The sequence below is a fragment of the Paraconexibacter algicola genome, from assembly GCF_003044185.1.
Taxonomy (GTDB): Bacteria; Actinomycetota; Thermoleophilia; order Solirubrobacterales; family Solirubrobacteraceae; genus Paraconexibacter; species Paraconexibacter algicola.
Genome location: NZ_PYYB01000001.1, coordinates 456741 through 479590, shown reverse-complemented (window position 1 = coordinate 479590; position 22850 = coordinate 456741). Strand labels below are relative to the sequence as shown.

The window sequence follows — 22850 nt, the reverse complement described above, 5'->3', positions numbered from 1 at the left end:
CGGATCGCGCACCGCGCGCCTACCGTCGAACGCGTCCACCAGCCACCACCCGGGAGCCTCCGTGTCCGCCTCCATCGACGTCCTGAACCCCGCCCGTCCCAAGCGCGTCCTGCTCGTCGCCTCCAACCCCGCCGTGTCCCCGGTCACCGGGTGGCCGGTCGGCTTCTGGTGGGCGGAGCTCGTCCACCCCTGGTGGGCGTTCACCGAGCGCGGCTACGAGGTCACGATCGCCTCGCCCGACGGCGGGCCGCTGACCGCCGACAGCTGGAGCGACCCGCGCGACGAGTCCGGCTACTCCGCCCACGACCTCCTGTCGCTCGGGTTCATCAGCAGCCCCGAGCACGCCGCGCTCGTGCAGGACACGCCCGCGCTCGCGGACGTCGACCTCGACGCCCACGACGCGATCATGCTCGTCGGCGGCCAGGCGCCGATGGTCACGTTCGTCGACGACGAGCGTGTCCACACGGCGCTCGCCGCGTTCCACGACAGCGGCCGGGCCGCCGCCGCGATCTGCCACGCCACCTGCGTGCTGCTGAAGGCCCGTTCGGCCACCGGGGAGCTGCTCGTCGCCGGTCGCACCTGGACCGGCTTCGCCAACAGCGAGGAGGACTTCGCCGACGAGTACGTCGGGCAGCGGATCCAGCCGTTCCGCATCGAGGACGAGGGCCGCGCGCTGCCCGGCACGAACATGATCGTCGCCTCGCGCTTCAAGAGCCACGCGATCCGTGACGGCAACCTCATCACCGGCCAGCAGCAGTACTCGGGTGCGGCCGCCGCCCAGCTCGTGATCGAGGCGCTCGGTGTCTGAGGCGACGCTGCGGATCGACGTCCTCGGGCGCGGCACGGTCGGCGCCGGGCTCGCCGCGCGCTGGGAGGCCGCCGGGCACGACGTGCGCCTCCTGGGCCGCGCCGACGCGGTCCGTGGGGACGCCGACGCGGTCCTCGTCGCGGTGCCCGCCGCGGCGGCGGTCGCCGCGGTCGCCGACCGGGCCGCGCAGCTCGCCGGCCGGACGGTGGTCGACGCGACCAACGACGTGTCGGGCGCGATCCCCGACCTGGCCGGCGCGATCGCCGCTGCGGCACCGGACGCGCACGTCACGAAGGCGTTCAACACCGTCTTCGCGCGGCTCTACGACGCGATCGCCGCGCACCCCGGGCGGGCCGACATGGCCTGGTGCGGGGACGACCCGCAGGCCCGCGCGACCACCGAGCGGCTCGTGCGCGACGCGGGCTTCCGGCCCGTCGACTGCGGCCCGCTCGCCGCCGCCCCCGACCTCGAGGGGTTCGCGCGGCTCGTCATCCGCACCGCGTACGCGGTCGGGCGGGGCCCGTTCGCGTACCGCTTCGACGCCCCGGCGGTCCTGCCGGAGTCGGGGGCGGCGTGAGCGCCACCGGCACGCTCCTGGGCGGCCGCGTCGACGGTCACCGGCCCGCGACGGCGCTGGAGCTGTTCTTCGACCTGTGCTTCGTCGTCGCGGTCGCGCAGGTCGCCGCCGTGCTGCACGGCGACCCGACCGTCGAGGGGGCGGCGACCGCGGCCGGGCTGTTCGTCGGCATCTGGTGGGCGTGGATGGCGGTCACCTGGCACGCCGCGGCGGGGGACCGCGACGACGCCGCCTACCGCGTCGGGATCCTCACGGCGATGCTCGCCGTGCTCGCCGTCGCGGTCGGCGTGCCCGACGCGGCGGCGGGGGACGCGACGCTCTACGCGCTCGCGGCCGGCGCCCTGCGCGTGCCGCTCGTGGCGCTGTGGCTGGCCCTGCGCCGCCGCGCGACGTCCCCGGGACTGCACGCCTTCACCGGGCGCTACGCGGCGGGCAGCGCCTGGGGCGCGGTCCTCTGGGCGGGCTCGGCGCTCGCGGACGGCACGCTCCAGCACCTGCTCTGGGCGCTGGCGCTCGCGGGGGAGATCGCGGCCCCGTACCTCGCGGCCGCCGTCGCCGACCGGGCCTTCTACCACCCGGGGCACATCGTCGAGCGGTACGGCCTCTTCACGATCATCGTGCTCGGCGAGTCGATCCTCGCCGTCGTCGTCGGCCTCGACGCGGTCGACCTCGGGGTCGAGGCGGCCGCGGCCGCCGTGCTCGGGTTCGCCGGGGCCGCCGCGCTGTGGTGGCTCTACTTCGATCACGCCGGGGCCGGGGGCCTGGGACGCAGCCGGCAGGCCGGCTTCCTCTGGGGCTACGGGCACCTGGCGATCTGGTCGGGCGTCGCCGCGTTCGGGGTCGGCGTGCACCTGGCGATCGAGCAGGCCGGGGCGACCGGCGCGCTCGTCGCCGCCGCCCCCGGACCGGCCGGCCCCGGGGCGGGGGAGCTGCCGCTGCAGCCACTGTTCCTCGGCCCGGCCCTGGCCCTCGCGGCGCTGGCGGCGATCGCCGCCTCCTCCCGGATCGCGGGCGCGGAGCGGTCGGTGCGCGTCCGCGCGGCCGGCGCGGTCGTGCTCGGCGCCGGCGGCCTCGCCGCGTCCGCGTTCGCGCCGGTGGTCGCGACCGCCGCGGTGGTCGCGGTGCTCGCCGCGGTCGTCGTCACGGAGCGGCTCGCCCGGCCGGCGGGTGCCGGCGGCTGACTGGCGCCGCCGGCGCCCGGGCGGATACGGTCGCACCATGGCCGTCGATCCCACCGGAGCCCAGATCTCCGCCCTCGCGAAGTCCACGCACGCCGGACCCGTGCAGATGATCAACCTGCTGCAGTTCGCGCCCGACGGCGGGCGCGCCGGGTACGGGCGCTACGCCGAGGCGGTGCAGCCCCACCTGGAGCGGGTCGGCGCGCGCGTCGTCGCGATGAGCGAGGTCGAGCTGCTGGTCATCGGCGACGACGAGCGGCCGTGGTGGGACGCGATCCTCACGGTCGAGTACCCGTCGATCGCCGCCTTCCTGCAGATGGTCGGGGACCCCGGGTACCAGGCGATCACGCACCTGCGCACGACCGCGCTGACGCGAGCGGAGCTCGTCGCGACCGCGCCGTCGGCCCTGGGCTGACGCCGCGGGGACCTGCCTCCTACGGGCGCTGCCCGCGTCGCTCGCGGACCGCCGCCGGCACGAGCCACAGCGCCACCGGCAGGCCCACCGCCGCGCCCACGAGCGTCCCCGCCAGCGGCTCCGCGACGAACGCGCCCACGCCGAGCCCGGTGACGACGCAGTAGAGGTACGCGCCGACCGACGCGCGACCCGCGTCGCCCGGGTCGCCGGTCCGGCGTTCGGTGTCGGATCGCTCGCCCACCTCCCGGGACGCTAGCCGTCCCCGCGCCCGCGCGCGAGCCTCGGCGGTCCGGCCACGTGAGACCGGGGTGAGACGGACCGGCCCCGGTCCCGCGCGAAGATCCGCGGCGATGCCCCGTCACCGCCCCGCCCTGCTCCTGGCCGCGCTCGCCGCCGCCCTCCTGGTCGTCCCCGCGACCACCGGCACCGCCGCCACGAGGACCCCGACCGCCCCGAAGATCAAGACCCGCAACGCGAAGGTCCAGATCGACGTCCGCGGCTACCTCGAGATCCGCCGCCTGCACGACACCACCAGCGACTGCTTCCCCGGCGAGTCCTGGACGCAGGTCAACCGCTACGACTACGCCACCGGCGGCTTCCGCAACATCAACCTCAAGCGCGTCACCGGCGAGGGCTTCGACCCGGTCGTCACCTCCACGCCGTCCGCCCCCGCCGGCACCGCGAAGGTCGAGGGGAAGATCCTCGGCTACCGCACCACGAACTACTGCACCGGCACGAAGGCCGAGGTCAAGCCCGAGCCGACCTGCGCCCCGGTCCGCCGCGGCAGGACGCGGATCTCGCTGCTGGAGACGACCCCGTCGTCCTCCACGGACGACGACGAGCTCACGCCGCTCAGCTCGGGCAACCGCCTGCAGGTCGCGGTCTTCATGACCGGCAGCGGCCTCGACGACCCTGACTGCGTCGGCGGCGGCCCCGAGAGCCTCACCGGCGACGCGCTCCCCACGAGCATCGCGACCACGGCGATCGCCCCCGGCAACACGACCGCGCTCCCCGCCGGCATCACGACGCTGAAGCTCTTCGGCATCCGCCGCGGCCAGACGATCCGGCGCACCGCGATCGTCACGGGGCCGTGCACGCGCGCCGAGGTCGACGTCGTCACCGGCGCGGGCGGCTCGCCGTCGCCCGCGCGGCTCAACGCCGACGGGGACTGCCAGGTCGCCGGCAAGCTCTCGTACACGATCCGGCCGCGCCCGGTGAAGAAGTAGGCCGGGGCCCGGGCGGCCCGGCTAGGCTCGCCCGATGCACCGGTTCCCGTGGGTCCGCGCCGTCCGGTGGCGCGGGGCCCTCCCCGTCCTGATCGCGGCCTGCGCGCTGCCCGCCACGACCGCGACGGCGGCGCCCACCGCGCCGCCCTGCGGCACGCCCGTGGCGGCGCACGAGCCACCGTGCAACCCGCACCTGGCCGACTCGGGCTGGGGCGCGTCGCACCGCGGCTCCTACGCCTCCGGCGCCTCGCCGTACCCCGGCCCGCGGCCCGCCGACCAGGTCCGCTGGCAGCACGTCCAGCTGCCCCGGTCGATCACCCAGGTGCCGGTCGTCATCGACTTCTCCTCCGCCTACCCGGACGGCGGCCGGGTCGCCTGGATGTCCACCGTCTCCACGCCCGATCTCTCGGCGGTGCACAAGGTCGACGTCGCCACCGGCCGGGTGATCGACTCCGCCACCAAGCCCGCGGCCGGGACCGGCGCGTCGATCTCCGGGGCGTACAACCTGCTGGACCGCGACGACCACCTCTTCGTCGGTCGCGCCCGCTCGCTGGAGGTCTACGGGGACGCGCGGCCCGGCGAGCGGGGGTCCCCGATCGCGCAGCTCGCGTCGTTCGCGGTCCCGCAGAGCGCGCTGTGCGGCGCGGACGACCAGCTCGTCGGCATCACCATGACCTACGACGGGCACATCGCGTTCGCGACCGAGCGCGGCGCGGTCGGCGTCGTGCCCCGCACGCTGCCCGAGCTCACCGCGGAGAACGTCCGCAGCGTCCAGCTCAACGGGGAGCGGTGCACCGACGGCACCCCGGCGGCGGACCTCGAGATCGTGTCGAACTCGATCAGCGCCGACGAGGACGGCGGCATCTACGTCGTCACCTCCAAGGCGATGCACCGCATCCAGTGGGACGGCCGGCGGCTGCGCAGTGGCTGGCGCGCCCGCTACGAGACCGGCACGAACGCGGGCGGCGTGCGCCTGGGCGAGGGCTCCGGCTCGACGCCCGACGTCGTCGGGACCGGCCGCGACCGCGACCGCTTCGTCGTGATCACCGACGGTCAGCCGCTGATGCACCTCGTGCTCCTGTGGCGCGACGAGATCCCCGCCGGCTGGCAGCCGATCGCCCCGGGCAAGGACCCGCGGATCGCCTGCGAGATCCCCGTGCGCTTCGGTGACCCGACCCGCACGACGTCGAGCTCCGAGCAGTCCGTGCTCACCAGCGGCTACTCGAGCTTCGTCGTGAACAACACGCTCGCCAACGAGGCGCTGTTCGCCGCGCTCCCGCCCGCACAGCGCCGCGTCGCGGCCGCGCTCGCCGGGCAGGACCCGCTGAACGCCCCGTACGGCATGGAGCGCATCGACTGGGACCCGGCGACCCGGACGTGCCGGTCGGTGTGGGCGAATCCCGACGTGTCGATCCCCAACGGGATCCCGACGCTCAGCACCGCCTCGGGGCTCGTCTACGGCCAGGGCCAGCGGCTCGGGACCTGGGGCCTCGAGGGCCTGGACATCGAGACCGGCCGCCAGGTCCTGCGCGTGCCCGCCTCGCCCGGGCCGGACTCCAACTCGCTCTACGCGGCGACCGCCGTCGGACCGGACGGTGCGGTCTGGCAGGGCGTCGCCGGGGGCATCGACATCTACCGCGGCCCGGTCCGCCCGGCGCCCGCGACGCGCTGCTTCGACCTCGACCGGCCCCGGCTCGCGGTCCTGTCCGTCCGCGGCCGGCGGCTCTCCGGCCGCGCGACCGACCGGGCCTGCGGGGCCGCGACGCGACCGCTCGTGCGGGTCGTGGTGCGGCGCGGTGGGCGGGTCGTCGCGCGGCCGCGCACCCGGGCCGACGCGCAGGGACGCTTCGCCCTGACGCTCCCGGCCCGCGGGCGCGGTGCGCTGCGGATCGAGGCCGTCGCGACCGACCCGGCGGGGCTGCGCTCCGTCGTGCGCCGTCGGGTGCTGCGGTGAGGGCGGCCGCGCGGTCCGGCGCGCTGCTGCTGGTGCTCGCCGGGCTCGCCTGCTTCGCGCTGCTGGTCGAGCCCGGGCCGCGCGAGGTGGCCGACTGGCTCGGGCGGGCCTGCACGAACGACCGTGGGCGCACCGACGTGGAGTGCGACGCGCTGGACGCCACCGACCTCCTGGTGACCTTCGGGGGCGTGCTCGTCGTCCTGGGAGGCGCCCTGCGGCTGATCCTGCGGCCGGCGGACCTCGGGCCGCGCACGCTCGACCTGTCGCGCTTGCGGCGCGGCCGCTGAGCGCCCTACGCTTGCCTCATGCCCCTGCGCACCACGTTCCTGACCGCGGCCGTCACGGCGACCGTCGCGCTCGTGCCCGCCGTCGCGACCGCCCCGCTCGCCGGGGCCGCGACGAAGAAGAAGACCGGCTGCGCCGCGCTCAAGACGAAGAAGCAGCAGACCGCGTGCAAGAAGGGCCGCAAGACCACGAAGCTGCGCCGCGGCCAGGTCTGCTCGCTCGGCAAGGCCAAGGGCGCCGAGTACAAGCGGCTCGGCTACTTCTGCCTCGACATCTCCGCCGGTCAGGACGGCTCGCTGACGTACCTGGAGGAGCTCGGCCGCTGAACCACCTCCGGGGTCGCGGCGACCGGCTGCGGGCGACCGCCCGTGCGCTGCGCGCCCGCCCCGGCGAGGACGACCAGCAGGACGCCCAGGAGCGCGATCGGCGCGGGCGCCTGCCCGAGCGCGACGAGGCCGATGAGCACGGCGAGTGCCGGCTCGAGGCTCATCAGCGTGCCGAACGCCGTCGCGGTCAGGTGGCGCAGCGCGAGCATCTCGAGCGCGAACGGCACGACCGGCAGCAGCACCGCGAGCCCGAGGCCGAGCGCGAGCAGCCCGGGGTCGAGCTCGGCGGCGACGCGCGGGCCCGCGACCGCGAGCGAGACGAGCGCCGCGACCGGCATCGAGATCGCGAGACCGGTGATGCCCGGCAGGCGGTCCCCGACCTGCTGGGTCAGGACGATGTAGGCGGCCCAGCACGCCCCGGCGGCGAGCGCCCACGCCACGCCGAGCGGGTCGGCGCCCCCGTGCCACGGCTCGGTCAGCAGCAGCACGCCGACGCCCGCCAGCAGCGGCCAGGCGCGGGCCCCGCGCGCGCCCTGCCAGGCCGCGACGCCGAGCGGGCCGAGGAACTCGATCGCGACCGCGGTCCCCAGCGGCAGGCGCTCGAGGGCGAGCATGAAGCTGATCGTCACCCCGGCGGTCACGACGCCCAGCAGGACGGCCCCGCGCACGGCGTCGCCCGGCAGGGTCCGCAGCCGCGGCCGGACGATCGCCAGCAGCAGCAGGCCGCCCCAGGTCAGGCGCAGGCAGGCGGCGCCCGCGGGCCCGACGCGGTCGAACAGGCCGACCGACGCGGCGAGGCCGAGCTGCACGAACAGCATCGAGCCGAGCGTCATCGTGGTGCCGGTCCGGGCGGAGGCGCGCTGCATCGCTTCAACTGAAGCGGCTCGGACCGTTCGCGTCCACGTCGAGTAGCTGAACGTACCGTTCGTGAATCGTGGACAATGCCCGGCGTGGATCCCCGGCGCCTGCAGTTCCTCCTCGAGCTCTCCCGCCAGGGATCGATGCGCGCGGTCGCCGACGAGCTCGGGCACACGACCTCGACCGTCTCCCAGCAGCTGGCCCAGCTGACCCGGGAGGCGGGCACGGCCCTGTACGAGCCGGACGGGCGCCGCGTGCGCCTGACCCCGGCGGGACGGCGGCTCGCCGAGCACGCCGTCACGGTGCTCGCCGCCCTGGACGCTGCGCGCGCCGACCTCGACCCGCACGCCGAGCCCGCCGGCACGGTCCGCGTCGGCGGCTTCGCGACGGCGATCCGCCGCTCGCTCGTCCCGACGCTCGCCCGCCTCGCACGCGAGCACCCCGCCGTGCGCCTGCGCGTCCTCGAGCACGAGCCGCCCGAGGCGCTCGCCGCGCTCGCCGCCGACGCCGTCGACCTGGCGCTCGTCTACGACTACGACCTCGCGCCCGCGGCGCTCGACCCGACCGTCGACCGCGTGCCCCTCTGGCAGGCTCCGTGGGGGCTCGGGGTCCCGGCGCGCGCCGCCCGCGGCGTGCGCGGCGCGACCGCCCCCGAGCTGCTGCGCCGGTTCGCCGACCACGAGTGGATCGTCAACTCGCGGCACGTCGCCGACGAGGACGTCGTCCGCACGATCGCCGCCGTCGCCGGGGTCGAGCCCGTCGTCGGCCACCGCGCCGACAGCCTCGAGCTCGTCCAGGACCTCGTCGTCGCCGGGCTCGGCGTCGGGCTGCTGCCGCTGGACCAGCCGCCGCGACCCGGGGTCGCGGTCCTCGCGCTGCGCCGTCCCGGGGTGCTGCTGCGCGCACACGCGGTCACCCGCCGCGGCCGCGACTCGTGGGCGCCGCTGCGGCTCGTCCGCGCGCTGCTCGCCGACGACGGCGCCGGCTGAAGACCGGCCGGGGTCCTGCCGATGACGGGAGGGCGCGCCCGCCGTCCCCCGCCGCCCTGCTCACGCTGCTCGCCGTCGGCGCGGGCCTGACGCTGCCCGTCGCTGCGGACGGCCGCCGGCTCACCGGCAGCGACGGGGCGGACGTCCTGCGCGGCGGTCACGGACCCGACGTCCTGCGCGGCGGCCGCGGGCACGACCGCCTTGTCGGGGGCGCCGGACGCGACCGGCTCAGCGGCGGCCCGGCCGAGGACCGCCTCTTCGGCGGCCTCGGCGCCGACCTGCTCACCGGCCAGTCCGCCAACGACCGGCTCGACGGCGGCGCCGGGGCGGACCGGCTGCTCGGCGGCAACGGCAACGACTGGCTGCTCGGCCGCGCCGGGGACGACGACCTCGACGGCGGTGCGGGCAACGACCGGCTGCGCGGCGGGCCCGGCGACGACGTCCTGCGCCTCGGCTTCGGTCACGACCGCGGCCGTGGCGGATCCGGGAACGACCGCATCACCGGCGGCGAGGCGGCCGACCGCATCCGCGGCGACGACGGCGACGACGACATCCGCGCCGGGAGCGGCTCCGACGTCGTGCGCGGCGGGGCCGGGAACGACCGGCTGGTCGGCTCCAGCGGCAGCGACTCGCTGCGTGGCGACACCGGCGACGACGTCCTCTACGGCGGCCGTGGCGAGGACGCCCTGCGCGGCGGCGCCGGCCGCGACCACCTGCAGGGCGGCGGCGGGGTCGACGAGCTGCGCGGCGGCAGCGGCGACGACGAGCTCGACAGCGCCGACGGGGAGACCGAGCCCGCCGACCGCGTGATCGACTGCGGCCCCGGGGACGCGGACGTCGCCCACGTCGACGCCGCCGACCGGCGCGACGCGCGCATCGTCGGGTGCGAGCAGGTGCTCGTCACCACCACTCGGCGCGCCGACCCGGGATTCGACGGGATGGCGCTCCTCACCGGCACGAAGCTCCCCAACACGCTCGTCGGCAGCGACCGGCGCGAGAAGCTCATGGGCCTCGCCGGTCACGACTGGATCTACGGCCGCGGCGGCGACGACAAGGTTCTCGGCGGCAACGGCAACGACCGGCTCTTCGGCGAGGCGGGCGACGACGTCCTCGAGGGACAGCCCGGCAACGACCGGCTCAGCGGCGGCCCCGGCCGCGACCGGCTCGCCGGCCGGATGGGGAACGACGTGCTGCGCGGCGGCTCCGGCGGCGACCGCCTGACCGGCGACCGCGGGGACGACGTGCTGCGCGGCGGCCCGGGCAACGACCAGATCTGGGGTGGCTTCGGCCACGACAGCGTCGTCGGCGGTCCCGGCAACGACCGCATCAACGTCCTCGACACCGCCCGCGACCGCGTGCGCTGCGGCAGCGGCACCGACATCGTGTTCGCCGATCCCGTCGACGAGGTCCGGGGCGACTGCGAGCGCGTCGTGCGCTGAGCCTCCCCGGACCGCGTCGCGGCTCAGCCGCGACGCAGGGTCACGGTCGTGCGCACGGCGCCGGCCCGCAGGGTCACGGTCGCGCTCGCGCGGCGACCGAGCGTCCGGCGGGCGGCGGCGGTGAACCGCACCAGCACGGTGGCGCGACCGCTCGCGCCGACGGTGGCCCGCCCGCGGCCGATCGTGCGCCCGCCGGCGGTGGCGCGCACGGTCGCCGGGCCGGCCGCCATGCCGGTCAGCCGCACGCGGAGCCCGGCGCGCAGCGCCGTCGCCAGCGGGGTCCGCGGGACCGACAGCGCCGTGCGCGCGCCGACCGGCGCCGACGGGGTCGGGGCGACCGCTCCGCCCGTGCCGCCCTGGCCCGCTCCCGGACCGGGCGCCGGCGCGGGAGCCGGCGTCGGCGGTGCGGGCACCGGGCCCGGCGCGGGGCCGGGGACGGGCGTTCCGCCGCCACCGGGCGGCGGGGTCTGCCGCGGGGCGGGGACGTCGGCGGGCCCCCAGGCGGGCGCCGTGGCGCCGGGCACGAGCACCCCGCCGCCGTCGGTGAGCGTCCCGCAGCTGTCGGTCGTGAACGTCGGCAGCGTCGCGGCGCTGATGCCCTTCGGGGTCGCCCAGAAGACGCGCGAGCCGGTGGCGTTGAACGTCGGGCTGGAGATCCGCGCGGCCTCGCCCTCGTCCTCGACGGAGGCTTCGAAGCACCGCACGGGGTACTGCGGGTGGAACAGCCCGACCGCGCGCGAGATGCTCATCCGCCGGCCGCCCTTCGTCACGGTCGCCAGCGCGGAGCGGTCACGGCTCATGGCCGAGTCGGTCACGTCGCCGTAGTACGCGTGGTCGACGAACCAGCGCTTCAGGCTGTCGGGATCTTCCGGGGACCACAGCACCACGTCCTCGTTGGGGAGGATGTAGGGGTCGGACAGCAGGACCTGGTGGTCGTCGAGCCAGTGCGCGTCCTTCCAGCCCGACCGGCGCAGGAATCCCGGCTCGTCCCACGCGGTCACGCGGTCCGTCGCGGTGAATCCGGTGCCGTGGTACAGCCGCTTGACGGTGCAGTTCGTCGACGGGTTGCAGTACGGGTCGTAGCCCGTGTACTGCCAGTAGTACGAGTAGGCGACCTTGCGGCCGTCCGGCGAGACCACCGGGTCGAACGGGCCGCGGAAGGCCATGCTCGGGTCGGCGGTCGTCGAGACGGGCGTGACGATCTCCGAGAGCACCGTGCCCTGGCGGTCGAGCTGGCGGATCCGGTCGCCGCGCAGCGCGACGATGCGCCCGTCGTCCGCCTGCGACACCGACGAGTAGCCACCGCCCGAGGTCACCTGGTATTGCCGTGACCCGTCGGTGGTGGAGAGGTGGATGTCGCCGTCCTTGAGGTAGGCGATCGAGTCGGCCTGCGCCGGGGCGGCGGCCGTGGCGAGCAGCCCGGCGGCGATCGCGGCGGCCGCGATCCGGCGGCGCAGCGGGGAGGGGGAGGGGGTCGTGACGATCATGGGCAGCACTCTCGGCGGGCCGCCGTCCGGGCACATCGGGGGATCCCCCCTGGTGCCGAACGGGGGCTCGACAGGGGCATCTCCCCGATGCCGCGGCGCGCCCGGACGGGCACGCTGGGCGATCATGCGGACCGGGGAGCAGCTCGTGGACGGCCGGACCGGCGTGCAGGTCGTCGTGCTCGCCGACGCGCACGACACCGGCGGCGCCTACGGGCTGCTCGAGGTGGCGCTCCCCGGCGGAACGTGCCGCTCGGTGGGCGGGAGGCCGGCGCCGCTGCGTCTCGAGCTCGAGATCCTGCACGGGCACCTGCTCGTCGACGGCGACCCGCTGCGGGCGGGCGACCAGGTCGCCCTCGCCGGTGACGCGCTCGCGCGCTGGACGGTGGAGGCCGGGCGCGGGGTGCTGCTGCTCGTCGAGATCCGCCCCGGCGGTCATCTGCGTGCCGCGGTGCAGATGCTCCTCGACGGCGACTAGACTGCGCGCGTGCTGGTTGGTCGCGAGGACGAGCTGGCGACGCTCGGCGGTCTGGTCCAGGACGCGGCGGCGGGACGCTCCGGCGTGCTGTGCCTGCACGGGCCCGCGGGGGTCGGCAAGACGATGCTGCTGCAGCAGGCGGCGGCCCAGGCGGGCGGCACGGTGCTGCACGCGCGCGGCGTCGAGTCCGAGGCGCACCTCGCGTTCGCCGCGCTCGCCGAGCTGCTGGGGCCGGTGCTCGACCTGCGCGACGGGCTGCCCGCGGCGCAGGCCCGGGCGCTGGGGTCGGCGCTCGCGCTCGAGGAGGCCGCGCCCGCGGCGCCGTTCGCGGTCGCCTCCGCGGTGCTCGGGCTGCTCGCCGCCGCCGCGGAGGACCGCGGACCGGTCGTCGTGGTCGTCGACGACCTCCAGTGGGTCGACGAGGCGAGCCGCTCCGCCGTCCTGTTCGCCGCCCGCCGGCTGGACGCGGACCCGGTCGCCGTGCTGCTCGGGGTCCGGGACGAGGAGGGCCTCGACGTCGCGGCGCTCGACGTCCCCGCGCTCGCCCTCGGCGGCCTCGACGCGGACGCCGGGGTCGCGCTGCTCACCGCCGCCCACCCGGGACTCGCCGACGCCGTCGCCCGCCGCCTGGTGGCCGACACCGGCGGCAACCCGCTCGCGCTCGTGGAGATCCCGGCCCTGCTCAGCGCCGCCCAGCGCGGTGGCGAGGAGCCGCTGCCCGCTCAGCTGCCGATCGGCCGCGGACTCGAGCGCGCCTACGGTCGCCGCGTCGCCGCGCTCGACCCGCCGGCCCGGGAGGCGCTGCTGCTGCTCGCCGCCGCCCAGCCCGGCGACGACGCCGCCGGGCTCGCGCGGCATCTCGTCGGCGACGGTGCCCTCACGGCGGCCGAGCGCGCCGGCCTGCTCGTGCTCGACGCGTCCGGGGCGACGTTCCGCCATCCGCTCGTGCGCTCCGCGGTGCTCGCCGCCGCGGAGCCCGCGGCGCTGCGCGCCGTGCACGGGCAGCTCGCCGACCAGCCGGAAGCCTCCCCCGACGGGCGCGCCTGGCACCGCGCGGCCGCGGCGATCGGCCCCGACGCGGACGTCGCGGCCGCGCTGCGCGACGTCGGGGTGCGCGCCCAGACGGCCGGTGCGTTCGTCGACGCCGCCGCCGCGTTCGCGCGCGCCGCCGATCTCACCGCCGCGCCCGACGACCGGGCCCGCCTGCTGCTGGAGGCCGCCGCGGCCGCGCTCGTCGGCGGGCGGCCCGCGCTCGGTCGCGAGCTCCTCGTCCGCTGCGAGCAGGTCGCCCGGGACCCGCTCGTCGGCGTCGACCTGCGCGCGCTGCGGGCCCGGGTCGACTCCCGCTCCGGGCAGCCCGAGGCGGGGGCGGACGGGCTCGTCGCCGAGGCGCAGGCCCTCCCCGACGATCCGCTGCGTGCCGGGGCGTTCCTGCTCGAGGCCGCGGCGATCGACATGGCCAACGGGCGGATGCGCCGGATGGTCCAGCGCGCCACGCGCGCCCGTGACCTCGCGGCGCCGGTGGCCCCACCGGTCGCGGCGCTCGCCGAGGTCCTGATCGCGGAGGCGCGCATGGCGCTCGGCGAGAGCGCGGAGGCCGACGCGGTCCTCGAGGCCGCGCACGAGCAGCTGCTCGCCTACCAGCCGGGCACCGGGCCGCCGGAGATCGTCGCGATGGCCGCCCAGTCCGCGACCTGGGTCGAGCGGTTCGACCGCGCCGAAGCGCTCGCGACGCGGCTCGTCGCCGTCCTGCGCGAGGCCGGACTGGTGGCCGAGCTCGTCTACCCTCTCGGGGTCCGGGCGCTCGTGCAGCTGCGCCTGGGGCGGCTCCAGCGGGCGCGGGCCGACGCCACCGAGGCCGTGGAGCTGGGGGACGCGACCGGCTTCGAGACCGCGCTCGGGTACCCGCTCGGCGTGCTCGCGGAGGTCGAGGCCCTGCTCGGCGAGGACGACCGCTGCCGGGCGCACGCGACGCGCTGCGCGGCCCTGGCCGAGAGCATGAGTGCCGCGTCGATCGCCGTCTACGGCCACGCGGCGCTGTGCCTGCTCGAGCTCGGCCGCGGCCACCCCGGCGAGGCCGCCGACCACGGACTGGCGGCGGAGCGCGTCGAGGCGCGCACCGACGTGGACGAGTCCGCGATCGTCCGCTACCTGCCGAACCTCGTCGAGGCGCTCTGGCGCAGCGGCGACGAGCCCGGGGCCGCCCGGCGCCTCGCGGTGCTCGAGCGCCACGCGCAGCGTCCCGGCCACACCTGGGCGGCCGGCGCCGCGCTCCGTCTGCGCGGCGTGCTCGGCCCCGACGAGGAGGTCGACGACTGGTTCGCCCGCGCCCTCGAGCAGCACGACCCGGCCGAGCGGCCGTTCGAGGCGGCGCGGACCCGGCTGCTCCTCGGGGAGCGGCTGCGGCGCGCGCGCCGACCGGCCGACGCCCGCCGGCCGCTGCGCACGGCCGTCGCGGCGTTCGAGCGGCTCGGGGCCACGCCGTGGGCGGAGCGGGCCCGGGTCGAGCTCCGGGCCGCGGGCGGTCCGGCGGCGAGCGCGGGCGGGCCGGCCGCCGCCGGGGCGCCCGGGGTGGAGGAGCTGACCCCGCAGGAGCTGCAGGTCGCGCTGCTCGCCGCGCAGGGCCAGACCAACCGGGAGATCGGCGCCGGGCTCTTCCTCAGCCCCAAGACCGTCGAGCACCACCTCTCCCGGACGTTCCGCAAGCTCGGCATCCGCCGTCGGGCCGAGCTCTCGGGCGCGCTGCCGCCGACCTGAGCGGGCCGGCGTCCGCGGTCAGCGGCGGCGCAGCGCGCGCGGCGGGTCCTGGTCGTCGGCCAGCAGCTCCGAGGCGAGCATCCGCAGGATCCGGATGCGCTGGTGCGGCTGCTGCGCGAACGCGTACTCGTACGCGTCCCCGGGGCTGGCGATGCCCAGCGAGGCGCGCCGCTCGGGCGAGGCGAGCTCGTCGAGCAGCCGTCCCAGGAGGTAGCCGTCGAGGTCCTCGGGCTCGGGTTCGCGCAGCTCCGCGCGCGCCGCGCCGGGCGCGCCGCCGGCGCGCAGCGCCGCGTCGCGCGCGGGCGTGCGGGCCGCCCGGTCCGGCGACGCCGCGTCCCAGTCGCGCTGGTCCTCGCCGTCGTCCTTCGCGCGCTTGGCGGCCCAGCGCGCCTCGTCGAGCTGGCGCGACTGCTCGTCGTAGTCCTTGGGCTTCGGCGGCACGTACCCGACGCCGAGCTTCAGCGAGCCGCCGCTGATCTTCCCCTCGGCGTGCTGCTCGACGAGGTCCGCGGCCTCGTCGGGGGAGACGTCCCCGCGCGAGATCCCGCGCCGCACGATCTCCGCGGCGGTGAACGACAGGTCCCCCTGCTCGACCCGCTCGACGATCGACTCCGGCAGGTCGAGCATCCGCAGCGCCTGACGCGTCCACGCCAGCGGCGCGCCGACCATCCGGGACACGTCCGCCGCGGTCAGCGACTCGTCCTCCGCCATGATCGCCCGCGCCGCCCGCGCGAACTGCACGGGTTCGGGCTTGCGCTGGTGGAAGTTCTCGGCGAACTGCATCGTCAGCGCCTCGCGCCGGGAGATGTCGGTCACGACCGTGAAGCGCCAGTCCTCGCGCGCGCCCTCCGCCTGGTCGAGCAGCTGCATCGCGGCGAAGCGGCGGCGGCCCGCGAGCAGCTCGTAGGGCTTGTCGTCGTCCCCGGTGGCGCGGACGAGCGGCGGGTGCAGCAGGCCGCTCTCCTTGATCGACACGGCGAGGTCGTGGATGTCGGGCAGCGTCCCGACGCGCATGTTCACCATCGTGCGGACCTGGCGCAGCGCCGCGCTCACGAGCGTGTGCGGGCGGTCCGCGAGATCGGTGAGCGGCGCCTTGCGGAGGTCCTCGGTCCGTGACTCGCGCTCGCGGCGGTCGCGTTCCTCCTGCAGCTGCGCGACGTCCTGCTCGGCTTCCTGAAGCTGGTCTACCTGGCCCATGAGGTGGTGGATGGAAGCAGGTCCGTGCGATACTCGCGCCCATGCGCGACCACCTTCGCCACCGCAAGCGCTGACCTGACCGCGGCGTGACGCCGCTGGCCCGTCGCCTGTACGCGTACGCGTTCCTGGGCGACTTCGTGCTGCTGTACCCGCTGTACGCCCTGCTGTTCGAGGACCACGGGCTGTCGACGGCGGAGATCTCCTCGCTGCTGGCGATCTGGTCGGTCACCGGGTTCGTGCTCGAGGTGCCGTCGGGCGTCTGGGCGGACGTCGTGTCCCGGCGGCGGCTGCTGACGCTCGCGCCGCTGCTGAGCGGCGCGGCGTTCGGGCTCTGGGTCGCGGCGCCCTCCTACCCGGTGTTCGCGCTGGGCTTCGTGCTCTGGGGGGCGCAAGGGGCGCTGCAGTCCGGGGCGCTCGAGGCGCTCGTGCACGACGAGCTCGAGCGGCAGGGGCACGCCGACCGCTACGCCGAGCTGCTCGGTCGCGCGACCGCGTGCGGCACCGTCGCCAGCGCGACCGCGATCGGTCTCGCGGCGCCCGCGTTCGCGCTCGGCGGATTCGGGCTCGTCGGCGCCGGAAGCGTGCTGGCCTGCGGGCTGGCGGCCGCCGTCGGCGCGACGTTCCCGGAGCACCGCACGGCCCCGGCGCAGCGCGACCCGGAGGCCGGGCTCGCCGCCTACGGGACGGTCCTGCGGGACGGGCTCGCCGAGCTGCGCAGCTCCCCCGCGGTCCGCGCGGCGCTGCCCGCGATCCCGGCGGTCGCCGCCGTCTGGGGGTCGCTGGACGAGTACCTGCCGCTGCTGGCGGTCGGCACCGGGGTCGGGGAGGGGACGGTCCCGCTGCTCGGGCTGCTCGTCTACGCGGCCATGGCGCTCGGAGGCGTCGGCGCGGCGCGGGCGGCGGCGTGCTCGGGGCGCGCCCGCGCGCTGCTCGTGCTGGTCGCCGCCGCGGCGCTCGCGGCGGGGGCGCTCGCGCGCGTCCCCGCCGGGTTCGTGCTCGTGGCGCTGGCGTTCGCGGTCTTCCAGGCGGTCACCGTCGCGGTCGACGCGCGGCTGCAGGAGGCGATCGAGGGGGAGGCCCGCTCGACGGTCACGTCGGTCGCGAGCCTCGCGACCGAGGTCGTCGTGCTCGCGGTCTTCGGGGCCTACGCGCTCGGGTCGCTCGTCGCCGACGACGCCGTGCTGTTCGCGGTGCTCGCCGCGACGTACGTGCCCGTCGCGTGGCTGCTGGCCCGGCCGGATCGGACCGGCTGACCGGGTCGACCCGACATCCGGTCGAGCGACTTGCAGTCGCAGTTGTGCCGGATGTAGGTTCCGTGACATGGGAGGGGGAACTACCGTCGTGCGCTCCGTGATCGACGTCCGCGTGCACTCACGAGCCTGGTGGTCGCCCGCCCAGCTCCTCGCGTTCTCCTGACGCCGCCCCTCGTCCGAGGAGGCGGACCGCAGCCGGTCCGCGATCACCGCGGCGTCGCTCACCGCGCCGTCGCTCGTCGTTCCTGTCGGCCGCCCCTGCGGCGTCCCGGCGCACACCACACAACCCACCCCTGGAGGGACCTTGCGCATCCCACTCGCGTCGCGAGCGGCAGTGGTCGTCATCTCGACGACCGCGACCCTCGCCGTCGCCGGCCCCGCGTCAGCGGTCACGTTCACCGTCGACGACGACAAGGCCGACTGCCCCGCGGCCGGTTACACCTCGGTGCAGGACGCCATCGACGCCGCCGGCGTCGGTGACACCGTCATCGTCTGCCCCGGCGCCTACGCCGAGGGCGCCGGCACCCCCGGCAGCAACGGCCTCACGATCACGAAGAGCATGACCCTCAAGGGGGCCGGCGCCGACCTCGTGACGATCACGCCGAAGAAGCTCGCCCCGGGCTCGTCGATCGCCGACAGCACGCTCAACATCCGCAACGGCATCGGCGACCTCGTCGCCGTCGTCGGCGGCTCGTTCCGCAACCCGATCAACGTCGCGATCAGCGGCATCACCGTGTCCGGCGGCGGTGTCGCCAGCGAGGCGGGCATCGTCTACATCGACGCGACCGGCTCGATCACCCGCTCCGCGGTCACCAACGTGACGACGGGCGAGCGCCGCTTCGCCTTCGAGCAGCCCGGCGGCTACCGCTCCGGCACGCCCGGCTACGGCATCGCGATCGTCACGAACGACACCGCGGCCAACGGGTTCAGCTCCACGAACCCCCGTACCGTGCGGATCGAGAGCACGCGCGTGGACCGCTACAACCGCATCGGCGTCCTCGTCGACGGCGCCGAGAGCGACACCGTCCCGCTGGTCTCCTCCGGCGTCCGTCCGCGCGCGGAGATCGTCGCGTCGGAGATCGTCGGGCGCAACGAGTGCGTCAACTACGAGGCCGACGGCTTCTGCGGCTCGGGGAGCACCCAGCCGGTCGGCGAGCTCACCGACGGGCCGCTGTTCGGCCAGGACGGCGTCCGCGTCAACGCCGGGGCGACCACCACGATCAGCAGCTCGCTGCTGTCCCAGAACCGCGTCAACGGCACCGGCGCCCCCGTTCGCAACAGCGCGACGAACAACGCCAACCTCAGCCTCGGATCGGGCATCCGCCTGCAGAACGCGGTCGCCTCGACGATCACCACGTCGAACATCGTCGACAACGCCTACGGCGCCTACAACGTGCTCGCCGACGGCATGTCGGCGGCGACCGTGCCGCTCGTGGCGACGAACCTCTGGTGGGGTCTGCGCTACACCGCGACCACCAACCCGGGTCCGGCCGTGTCGCCGACCACCAACCCGGACATCCCGGAGAACCCGGTCAACGGCGTCGCCTCGGCGAACGGGTCCACGACCGTGACCTTCTCGCCGTTCCGCAACGGCGCGCAGATCTCGCCGACCGCGGGCGAGTACCCGATCGCCAGCGCCCCGCTGCCGATCTCCGACGCCGCACCGACCGCGTCGCTGACCGGCCCGGCGTCGGTGCAGCCCGGGCAGGCCGTGCCGCTGACCGCGGTCGCCGACGACGACATCGGCGTCAAGAAGGTCACCTTCTACGCCGGGGCCACGGTCCTGGGCAGCGCCTCGGTGCCGCCGTACACGCAGACGGCCACCGTGCCCGCGGGAGCGGCGTGCGGTTCGGGCGCGACGCGCAGCTACGGCGTCGTCGTCGAGGACTCGCTCGGGCAGACCACCGCCGCGAGCACCACGGTCGCGATCGCCTGCCCGACGCCGACCCCCGAGCCGACCCCGACCCCGACGACGCCGGCCCCCGAGCCGACGCCGACCCCGACGGCCCCGGCCCCGCCGGCCCCGGCGCCGGTCCAGGCCGCGTCGCCGACGATCGAACTGCCGATCGACCTGCCGACGCAGCTCGGTGACCAGGGACGCACGCTGCGCTTCCGGCCCGTCGCGGCGGCCGGTGTCCGCACCGTCACCGTGTTCCTGGGCACCCGGCAGATCTGCGTGGTCTCCGCGGAGCCCTGGACCTGCAAGGTGACGCCGAAGATCGGCGAGGTCGGCATGCAGACGCTGCGTGCCGTCGTCACCGACGCCTCCGGCGCGACCGCCGAGGTCTCCCGTCCGCTGCGCGTGCGGAAGTTCGAGCCGCGCAAGCTGTCGGTCGCCGTCGGCACCCGCCGCCTCAGCGGTGGCCGGGTCCGCAAGACCGTCACCCTGACGCTGCGGCGTCCGCTCGGCACCACCGCCGCGCAGGCCTGCTCGTCGGGGACCGTCACGCTCGTCGTGCGCCGGGGAGGCAGGACGCTCTCCAACCGCAAGGTGAAGCTCGACCGCGCGACCTGCACGGTCCGCCGGTCCGTCGTCACGCGTCGCTCCAGCCGCGCGTTCACGGTGTCCGCCCGCTTCGGCGGATCCACCGTCCTGTCCGAGATCACCGCGACCCGGAGGTTCTCCTGATGCTCCGCCGCAGGCTCCTCGCCGCCGCGCTCTCCGCGGCCGCGATCATCGGGGCGGGCATGCCCGCCGCCGCCAACGCCCAGGCCGACCCGGCCCAGTGCACCCCTGACCTGCAGTACGACTCGAACATCCCGTCCTGGGACCAGTACTACGGTGACGGGCACAACCCGGCGGCGAAGCTGCCGTTCGGCACGGGCGGCACCGGCCGCGTCGAGGGCAAGAACCAGTCGGCCGTCGTGCTCGAGTACTTCGACGCGGTCATGGCCGCGGTGAACACGGGCGCCGGCACCGCCAGCGGCCAGCCGAGCCCCACCGTGCGGATGAAGAAGTACCCGCTCGGCCGCTCGGTCCTCAACCGCGAGCTGGCGTTCTACGTCCTCTCGACCCCCGACAACGTCGCCAACCTCGACGAGGGTCGCCAGGACGGGCCGTTCTGGGCCGGCGTCCGCGCGGGCACGATCAGCGAGGCCGAGGGTCTCGCCGCGGTCCGCAACCGGCCCGCGCTCGCGTGGGTCACGGCGACCCCGCACGGCAACGAGCCGGCGGCCGCCGAGGCGATCGTTCGGCAGCTCTACGAGCTGGTGACGCGCAAGGACTGCGCCAACCAGCGCCGACTGAAGAACCTCGACCTGTTCCTCATGCCGGTCCGCAACCCGGACGGCCGGGACAACGACCAGCGCACGAGCGCCTGGGCGTTCGACCACAACCGCGACTTCGGGACGCGGCAGCAGAGCGAGAACCGGTCGTTCATCCCGCAGATGAACAAGTACCCGGGCCTGTTCTTCATCGACGCGCACCAGCAGTCCTCGGGCTACTTCTTCCCGCCCAACGAGGACCCGGTCCACCACGAGCTGTCGGACTTCACGCTCGACACGATCCAGAACACGATCGGACCGGCGCTGCAGCAGAAGTTCAACGACCAGTCCGGGCAGTACCAGAACTACAACTCCTACGACATGTTCACGCCGGAGTACGGCGACTCCGTGCCCTCCCTGATCATGGGCGCGGCCGGCATGACCTACGAGAAGGGCGTGAGCGAGGCCTACGGCAAGCAGGCCTACGACCACTACCTCGCCATCGACGAGACGATCAACGTCGTCTCCGACCAGAAGGTCCGGCTGCTCACCAAGTGGGTGGAGCAGTGGCAGGAGGCGATCGACCAGGGAGCGGCCTGCAACCTGCAGCCCAACAAGCTGGTCAGCCCCCTGCACGACGTCATCACCCAGCAGCCCAGCCACCCGGTCTGCGGCTACTTCTTCCGGGCCGACGAGCACTCCGGTGACGTCGCGAAGCTCATCAAGGAGCTCCTGGAGGTCGGCGTGCACGTGTACAAGCTCGACTCGGCGGTCAACGCGACCGGCGTGCGCGAGTTCGGCAAGCCCGCCACGACGAAGACGCTGCCCGCCGGGACCTTCTGGATCCCGATGGCGCAGTCGCAGAAGCACTGGATCCAGGCCGTCCTGGGCGAGGACCCGTTCATCGCGTTCCCGTACTTCTACGACGTGGTGACCTGGTCGTACCCGCTGCAGCGCGGGCTCGCCGGCAGCGGCTTCCTCGTCGAGAACCTGCCGGTGGGGGTCACGACGACGGAGATCACCGCCCCGGCGCTCGGCACCACCCCGGCGCCCGACGCGGCGGTCTACGCGTTCGACACGGACTCGATGGCGGGCCTCGGCCTCGTCGTCGACCTGCTCGACCGCGGCGCCACCGTGTACCGGTCGGGCTCCGCGTTCACCGCGGCGGGTCGCTCGTTCGCGACCGGCGCGGCGCTCGTGGACGGCGCGACCGTCCGCACGGCGGGGATCGACCTGGCCGCGCTGTCGGCGGCCCGCGAGACCCCGATCGCCGGGCTGGCCTCCTACCCGGTGGCCCGGTACCTGATCGCCAAGCCGAAGATCGGCCTGTTCACGGGCGGCACCACGGTGCCGAGCAACCCGCTGCAGCCCGGCACCGGTACGGGCCAGTGCACCTCGACGTCGTTCTGCGAGGCGCTCTTCACGCTCACGCAGAAGGACAAGCTGCCCGCGTCGGCGATCGTCCCCATCACGACGACGCAGCTCGCGGCCGGTGAGCTGGTGACCGGCCAGTACACCGCGTTCATCAACCCGGGGAGCACGATCGCCGCCGGGACGGGAGCGTCGGCCCTGCAGGCGTTCGTCAACGGCGGCGGACGCTACGTGGGCTCCAACGCGGGCGGGGTCACCTCCGCGCGCAACGCGGGCATCACCCAGCTGAACACGGTCAACCTGTCGCCGACGATCACGACGCCGGGCACCGAGTACAGCGCCGAGTACACGACCGCCAGCCCGGTCGGCTGGGGCTTCGATCGCGGGGGCTTCATCTACCGCGACGCGAGCAGCAACCCGGTGTTCGACCCGGCCACGGTCGGGACCGGCACGGTCGTCGCCGCCTACGGCACCCGGGCCTTCGGGTACCAGGTGAACTCGCTGGGGGCCGGGAAGCTCGACGGGCGCCCGGCGGTCGTCGAGCAGCGGCTCGGCAGCGGTCGCGCGACGCTGCTGGGGTTCAACCCGTTCTTCCGGGCCTGGAAGGACCAGGACGAGCGGCTCGTGCTCAACGCGGTGCTCGCACCCTCGGGTGACCCGATCGCCCCGGCAGCCGTCCGGACGCCGGACCCGGCCAAGGGCCAGACGAGCGCGACGGCGGAGTCCGCACCGCCGGCGGCCGAGTCGCTCGCGAAGGCGGAGCTGCCGAAGGTCGCGTCGCGGCCGGTGGTGGCGTCCACGACCACGCAGAAGGACGTGCGGATCACGGTCCGCCGGTCGGAGCTCGGCAAGCTCCGCACCGCCGTCAAGCGGGCGAAGCTCTCCAAGGCCCTGCGCAGCAAGGTCCGGTGGGCGACGACGAAGAAGCAGGCGACGTTCATCGCCAAGAACGCCCGCCTCAGCGACGACCACGACCGCAACTACTGGACGAGTCGGGTCATGGGACAGCTCAAGTCCCTGAAGGTCAAGCCGCTGCAGGCGCAGCTGTAGG

At 75.7% G+C, this 22850-nt stretch carries 19 protein-coding genes; 15 read left to right on the top strand and 4 right to left on the bottom strand.

The genetic code is table 11. The annotated features are described in order from the left end of the window. Positions 1-61: 61 nt before the first annotated feature. Genes C7Y72_RS02270 through C7Y72_RS02260 form a run of 4 tightly spaced genes read left to right on the top strand, consistent with a single transcriptional unit; the run spans position 62 to position 2978 of the window. Entirely contained in the window at positions 62-808 is a 747-nt protein-coding gene (locus C7Y72_RS02270; protein WP_107567003.1) for a type 1 glutamine amidotransferase domain-containing protein, read from the top strand. Continuing rightward, positions 801-1385 (top strand): NAD(P)-binding domain-containing protein, encoded by a 585-nt coding sequence (locus C7Y72_RS23015; protein ID WP_158276581.1) that lies wholly within the window; start codon positions 801-803, stop codon positions 1383-1385. The genes C7Y72_RS02270 and C7Y72_RS23015 overlap by 8 nt, the downstream gene beginning before the upstream one ends. Continuing rightward, positions 1382-2566: a low temperature requirement protein A gene (locus C7Y72_RS02265; protein ID WP_158276580.1), complete on the top strand. Its 1185-nt coding sequence runs from the start codon at positions 1382-1384 to the stop codon at positions 2564-2566. Before C7Y72_RS23015 ends, C7Y72_RS02265 begins: the two co-directional genes overlap by 4 nt. Positions 2567-2603: 37 nt before the next feature. After that, positions 2604-2978, top strand: coding sequence for a DUF1330 domain-containing protein (locus tag C7Y72_RS02260; RefSeq protein ID WP_107567001.1), 375 nt, complete (start codon positions 2604-2606; stop codon positions 2976-2978). 19 nt (positions 2979-2997) lie between these two features. Here the strand turns inward: C7Y72_RS02260 and C7Y72_RS02255 are convergent, their stop codons facing one another. Next, complete coding sequence (locus tag C7Y72_RS02255) at positions 2998-3219, bottom strand: hypothetical protein (protein ID WP_107567000.1); 222 nt, start codon at positions 3217-3219, stop codon at positions 2998-3000. Positions 3220-3328: 109 nt separating this feature from the next. On the opposite strand from C7Y72_RS02255, the gene C7Y72_RS02250 reads away from it, so the two are divergent. The 4 genes from C7Y72_RS02250 to C7Y72_RS02235 are packed head-to-tail and all read left to right on the top strand — an operon-like array spanning position 3329 to position 6769. Continuing rightward, positions 3329-4204, top strand: coding sequence for a hypothetical protein (locus C7Y72_RS02250; RefSeq protein WP_107566999.1), 876 nt, complete (start codon positions 3329-3331; stop codon positions 4202-4204). A gap of 34 nt (positions 4205-4238) precedes the next feature. Beyond that, positions 4239-6158, top strand: a complete 1920-nt coding sequence (locus C7Y72_RS02245) for a hypothetical protein (protein ID WP_107566998.1) — start codon at positions 4239-4241, stop codon at positions 6156-6158. After that, the gene (locus C7Y72_RS02240) at positions 6155-6445 is read left to right on the top strand and encodes a hypothetical protein (protein WP_107566997.1); all 291 of its coding nucleotides are present in this window, start codon (positions 6155-6157) and stop codon (positions 6443-6445) included. Before C7Y72_RS02245 ends, C7Y72_RS02240 begins: the two co-directional genes overlap by 4 nt. Before the next feature lie 18 nt (positions 6446-6463). Then, positions 6464-6769 carry a hypothetical protein gene (locus C7Y72_RS02235; RefSeq protein WP_107566996.1) on the top strand — a complete coding sequence of 102 codons (306 nt, stop codon included), beginning with the start codon at positions 6464-6466 and terminating at the stop codon, positions 6767-6769. Here the strand turns inward: C7Y72_RS02235 and C7Y72_RS02230 are convergent. After that, a complete protein-coding gene (locus C7Y72_RS02230; protein ID WP_107566995.1) occupies positions 6727-7635 on the bottom strand; it encodes an EamA family transporter in 909 nt (302 codons plus the stop codon). The genes C7Y72_RS02235 and C7Y72_RS02230 overlap by 43 nt on opposite strands. Before the next feature lie 84 nt (positions 7636-7719). On the opposite strand from C7Y72_RS02230, the gene C7Y72_RS02225 reads away from it, so the two are divergent. Then, the gene (locus tag C7Y72_RS02225) at positions 7720-8616 is read left to right on the top strand and encodes a LysR family transcriptional regulator (RefSeq protein WP_107566994.1); all 897 of its coding nucleotides are present in this window, start codon (positions 7720-7722) and stop codon (positions 8614-8616) included. Continuing rightward, positions 8562-10055 (top strand): calcium-binding protein, encoded by a 1494-nt coding sequence (locus C7Y72_RS02220; RefSeq protein ID WP_107566993.1) that lies wholly within the window; start codon positions 8562-8564, stop codon positions 10053-10055. Before C7Y72_RS02225 ends, C7Y72_RS02220 begins: the two co-directional genes overlap by 55 nt. 23 nt (positions 10056-10078) lie before the next feature. On the opposite strand, the gene C7Y72_RS02215 is transcribed toward C7Y72_RS02220, so the two are convergent. Continuing rightward, positions 10079-11542 (bottom strand): TolB-like translocation protein, encoded by a 1464-nt coding sequence (locus C7Y72_RS02215; protein WP_107566992.1) that lies wholly within the window; start codon positions 11540-11542, stop codon positions 10079-10081. A gap of 124 nt (positions 11543-11666) precedes the next feature. On the opposite strand from C7Y72_RS02215, the gene C7Y72_RS02210 reads away from it, so the two are divergent. Together C7Y72_RS02210 and C7Y72_RS02205 are read left to right on the top strand one after the other, a co-directional pair. Next, on the top strand, positions 11667-12017 hold the full coding sequence (locus C7Y72_RS02210; RefSeq protein WP_107566991.1) for a hypothetical protein: 351 nt from the start codon (positions 11667-11669) through the stop codon (positions 12015-12017). Positions 12018-12026: 9 nt separating this feature from the next. After that, positions 12027-14774, top strand: a complete 2748-nt coding sequence (locus C7Y72_RS02205; RefSeq protein ID WP_107566990.1) for a helix-turn-helix transcriptional regulator — start codon at positions 12027-12029, stop codon at positions 14772-14774. Positions 14775-14792: 18 nt separating this feature from the next. On the opposite strand, the gene C7Y72_RS02200 is transcribed toward C7Y72_RS02205, so the two are convergent. After that, a complete protein-coding gene (locus C7Y72_RS02200) occupies positions 14793-15971 on the bottom strand; it encodes a ParB/RepB/Spo0J family partition protein (RefSeq protein ID WP_107566989.1) in 1179 nt (392 codons plus the stop codon). Between the two features lie 86 nt (positions 15972-16057). On the opposite strand from C7Y72_RS02200, the gene C7Y72_RS02195 reads away from it, so the two are divergent. The 3 genes from C7Y72_RS02195 to C7Y72_RS02185 all read left to right on the top strand — a co-directional run bounded on the left by C7Y72_RS02195 (position 16058) and on the right by C7Y72_RS02185 (position 22849). Beyond that, complete coding sequence (locus tag C7Y72_RS02195) at positions 16058-17224, top strand: MFS transporter (protein WP_107566988.1); 1167 nt, start codon at positions 16058-16060, stop codon at positions 17222-17224. 334 nt (positions 17225-17558) lie between these two features. Then, a complete protein-coding gene (locus C7Y72_RS23010; RefSeq protein WP_107566987.1) occupies positions 17559-19853 on the top strand; it encodes an Ig-like domain-containing protein in 2295 nt (764 codons plus the stop codon). Then, positions 19853-22849 carry a M14 family zinc carboxypeptidase gene (locus tag C7Y72_RS02185; protein ID WP_107566986.1) on the top strand — a complete coding sequence of 999 codons (2997 nt, stop codon included), beginning with the start codon at positions 19853-19855 and terminating at the stop codon, positions 22847-22849. Before C7Y72_RS23010 ends, C7Y72_RS02185 begins: the two co-directional genes overlap by 1 nt. Position 22850 lies beyond the last annotated feature (1 nt).

Bases quoted from the DNA above. Each gene is read 5' to 3' on its own strand.
- C7Y72_RS02260 (WP_107567001.1), top strand. From the start codon at position 2,604: ATGGCCGTCGATCCCACCGGAGCCCAGATCTCCGCCCTCGCGAAGTCC.
- C7Y72_RS02250 (WP_107566999.1), top strand. From the start codon at position 3,329: ATGCCCCGTCACCGCCCCGCCCTGCTCCTGGCCGCGCTCGCCGCCGCC.
- C7Y72_RS02245 (WP_107566998.1), top strand. From the start codon at position 4,239: ATGCACCGGTTCCCGTGGGTCCGCGCCGTCCGGTGGCGCGGGGCCCTC.
- C7Y72_RS02235 (WP_107566996.1), top strand. From the start codon at position 6,464: ATGCCCCTGCGCACCACGTTCCTGACCGCGGCCGTCACGGCGACCGTC.
- C7Y72_RS02230 (WP_107566995.1), bottom strand. From the start codon at position 7,635: ATGCAGCGCGCCTCCGCCCGGACCGGCACCACGATGACGCTCGGCTCG.
- C7Y72_RS02215 (WP_107566992.1), bottom strand. From the start codon at position 11,542: ATGATCGTCACGACCCCCTCCCCCTCCCCGCTGCGCCGCCGGATCGCG.
- C7Y72_RS02210 (WP_107566991.1), top strand. From the start codon at position 11,667: ATGCGGACCGGGGAGCAGCTCGTGGACGGCCGGACCGGCGTGCAGGTC.
- C7Y72_RS02200 (WP_107566989.1), bottom strand. From the start codon at position 15,971: ATGGGCCAGGTAGACCAGCTTCAGGAAGCCGAGCAGGACGTCGCGCAG.
- C7Y72_RS02185 (WP_107566986.1), top strand. From the start codon at position 19,853: ATGCTCCGCCGCAGGCTCCTCGCCGCCGCGCTCTCCGCGGCCGCGATC.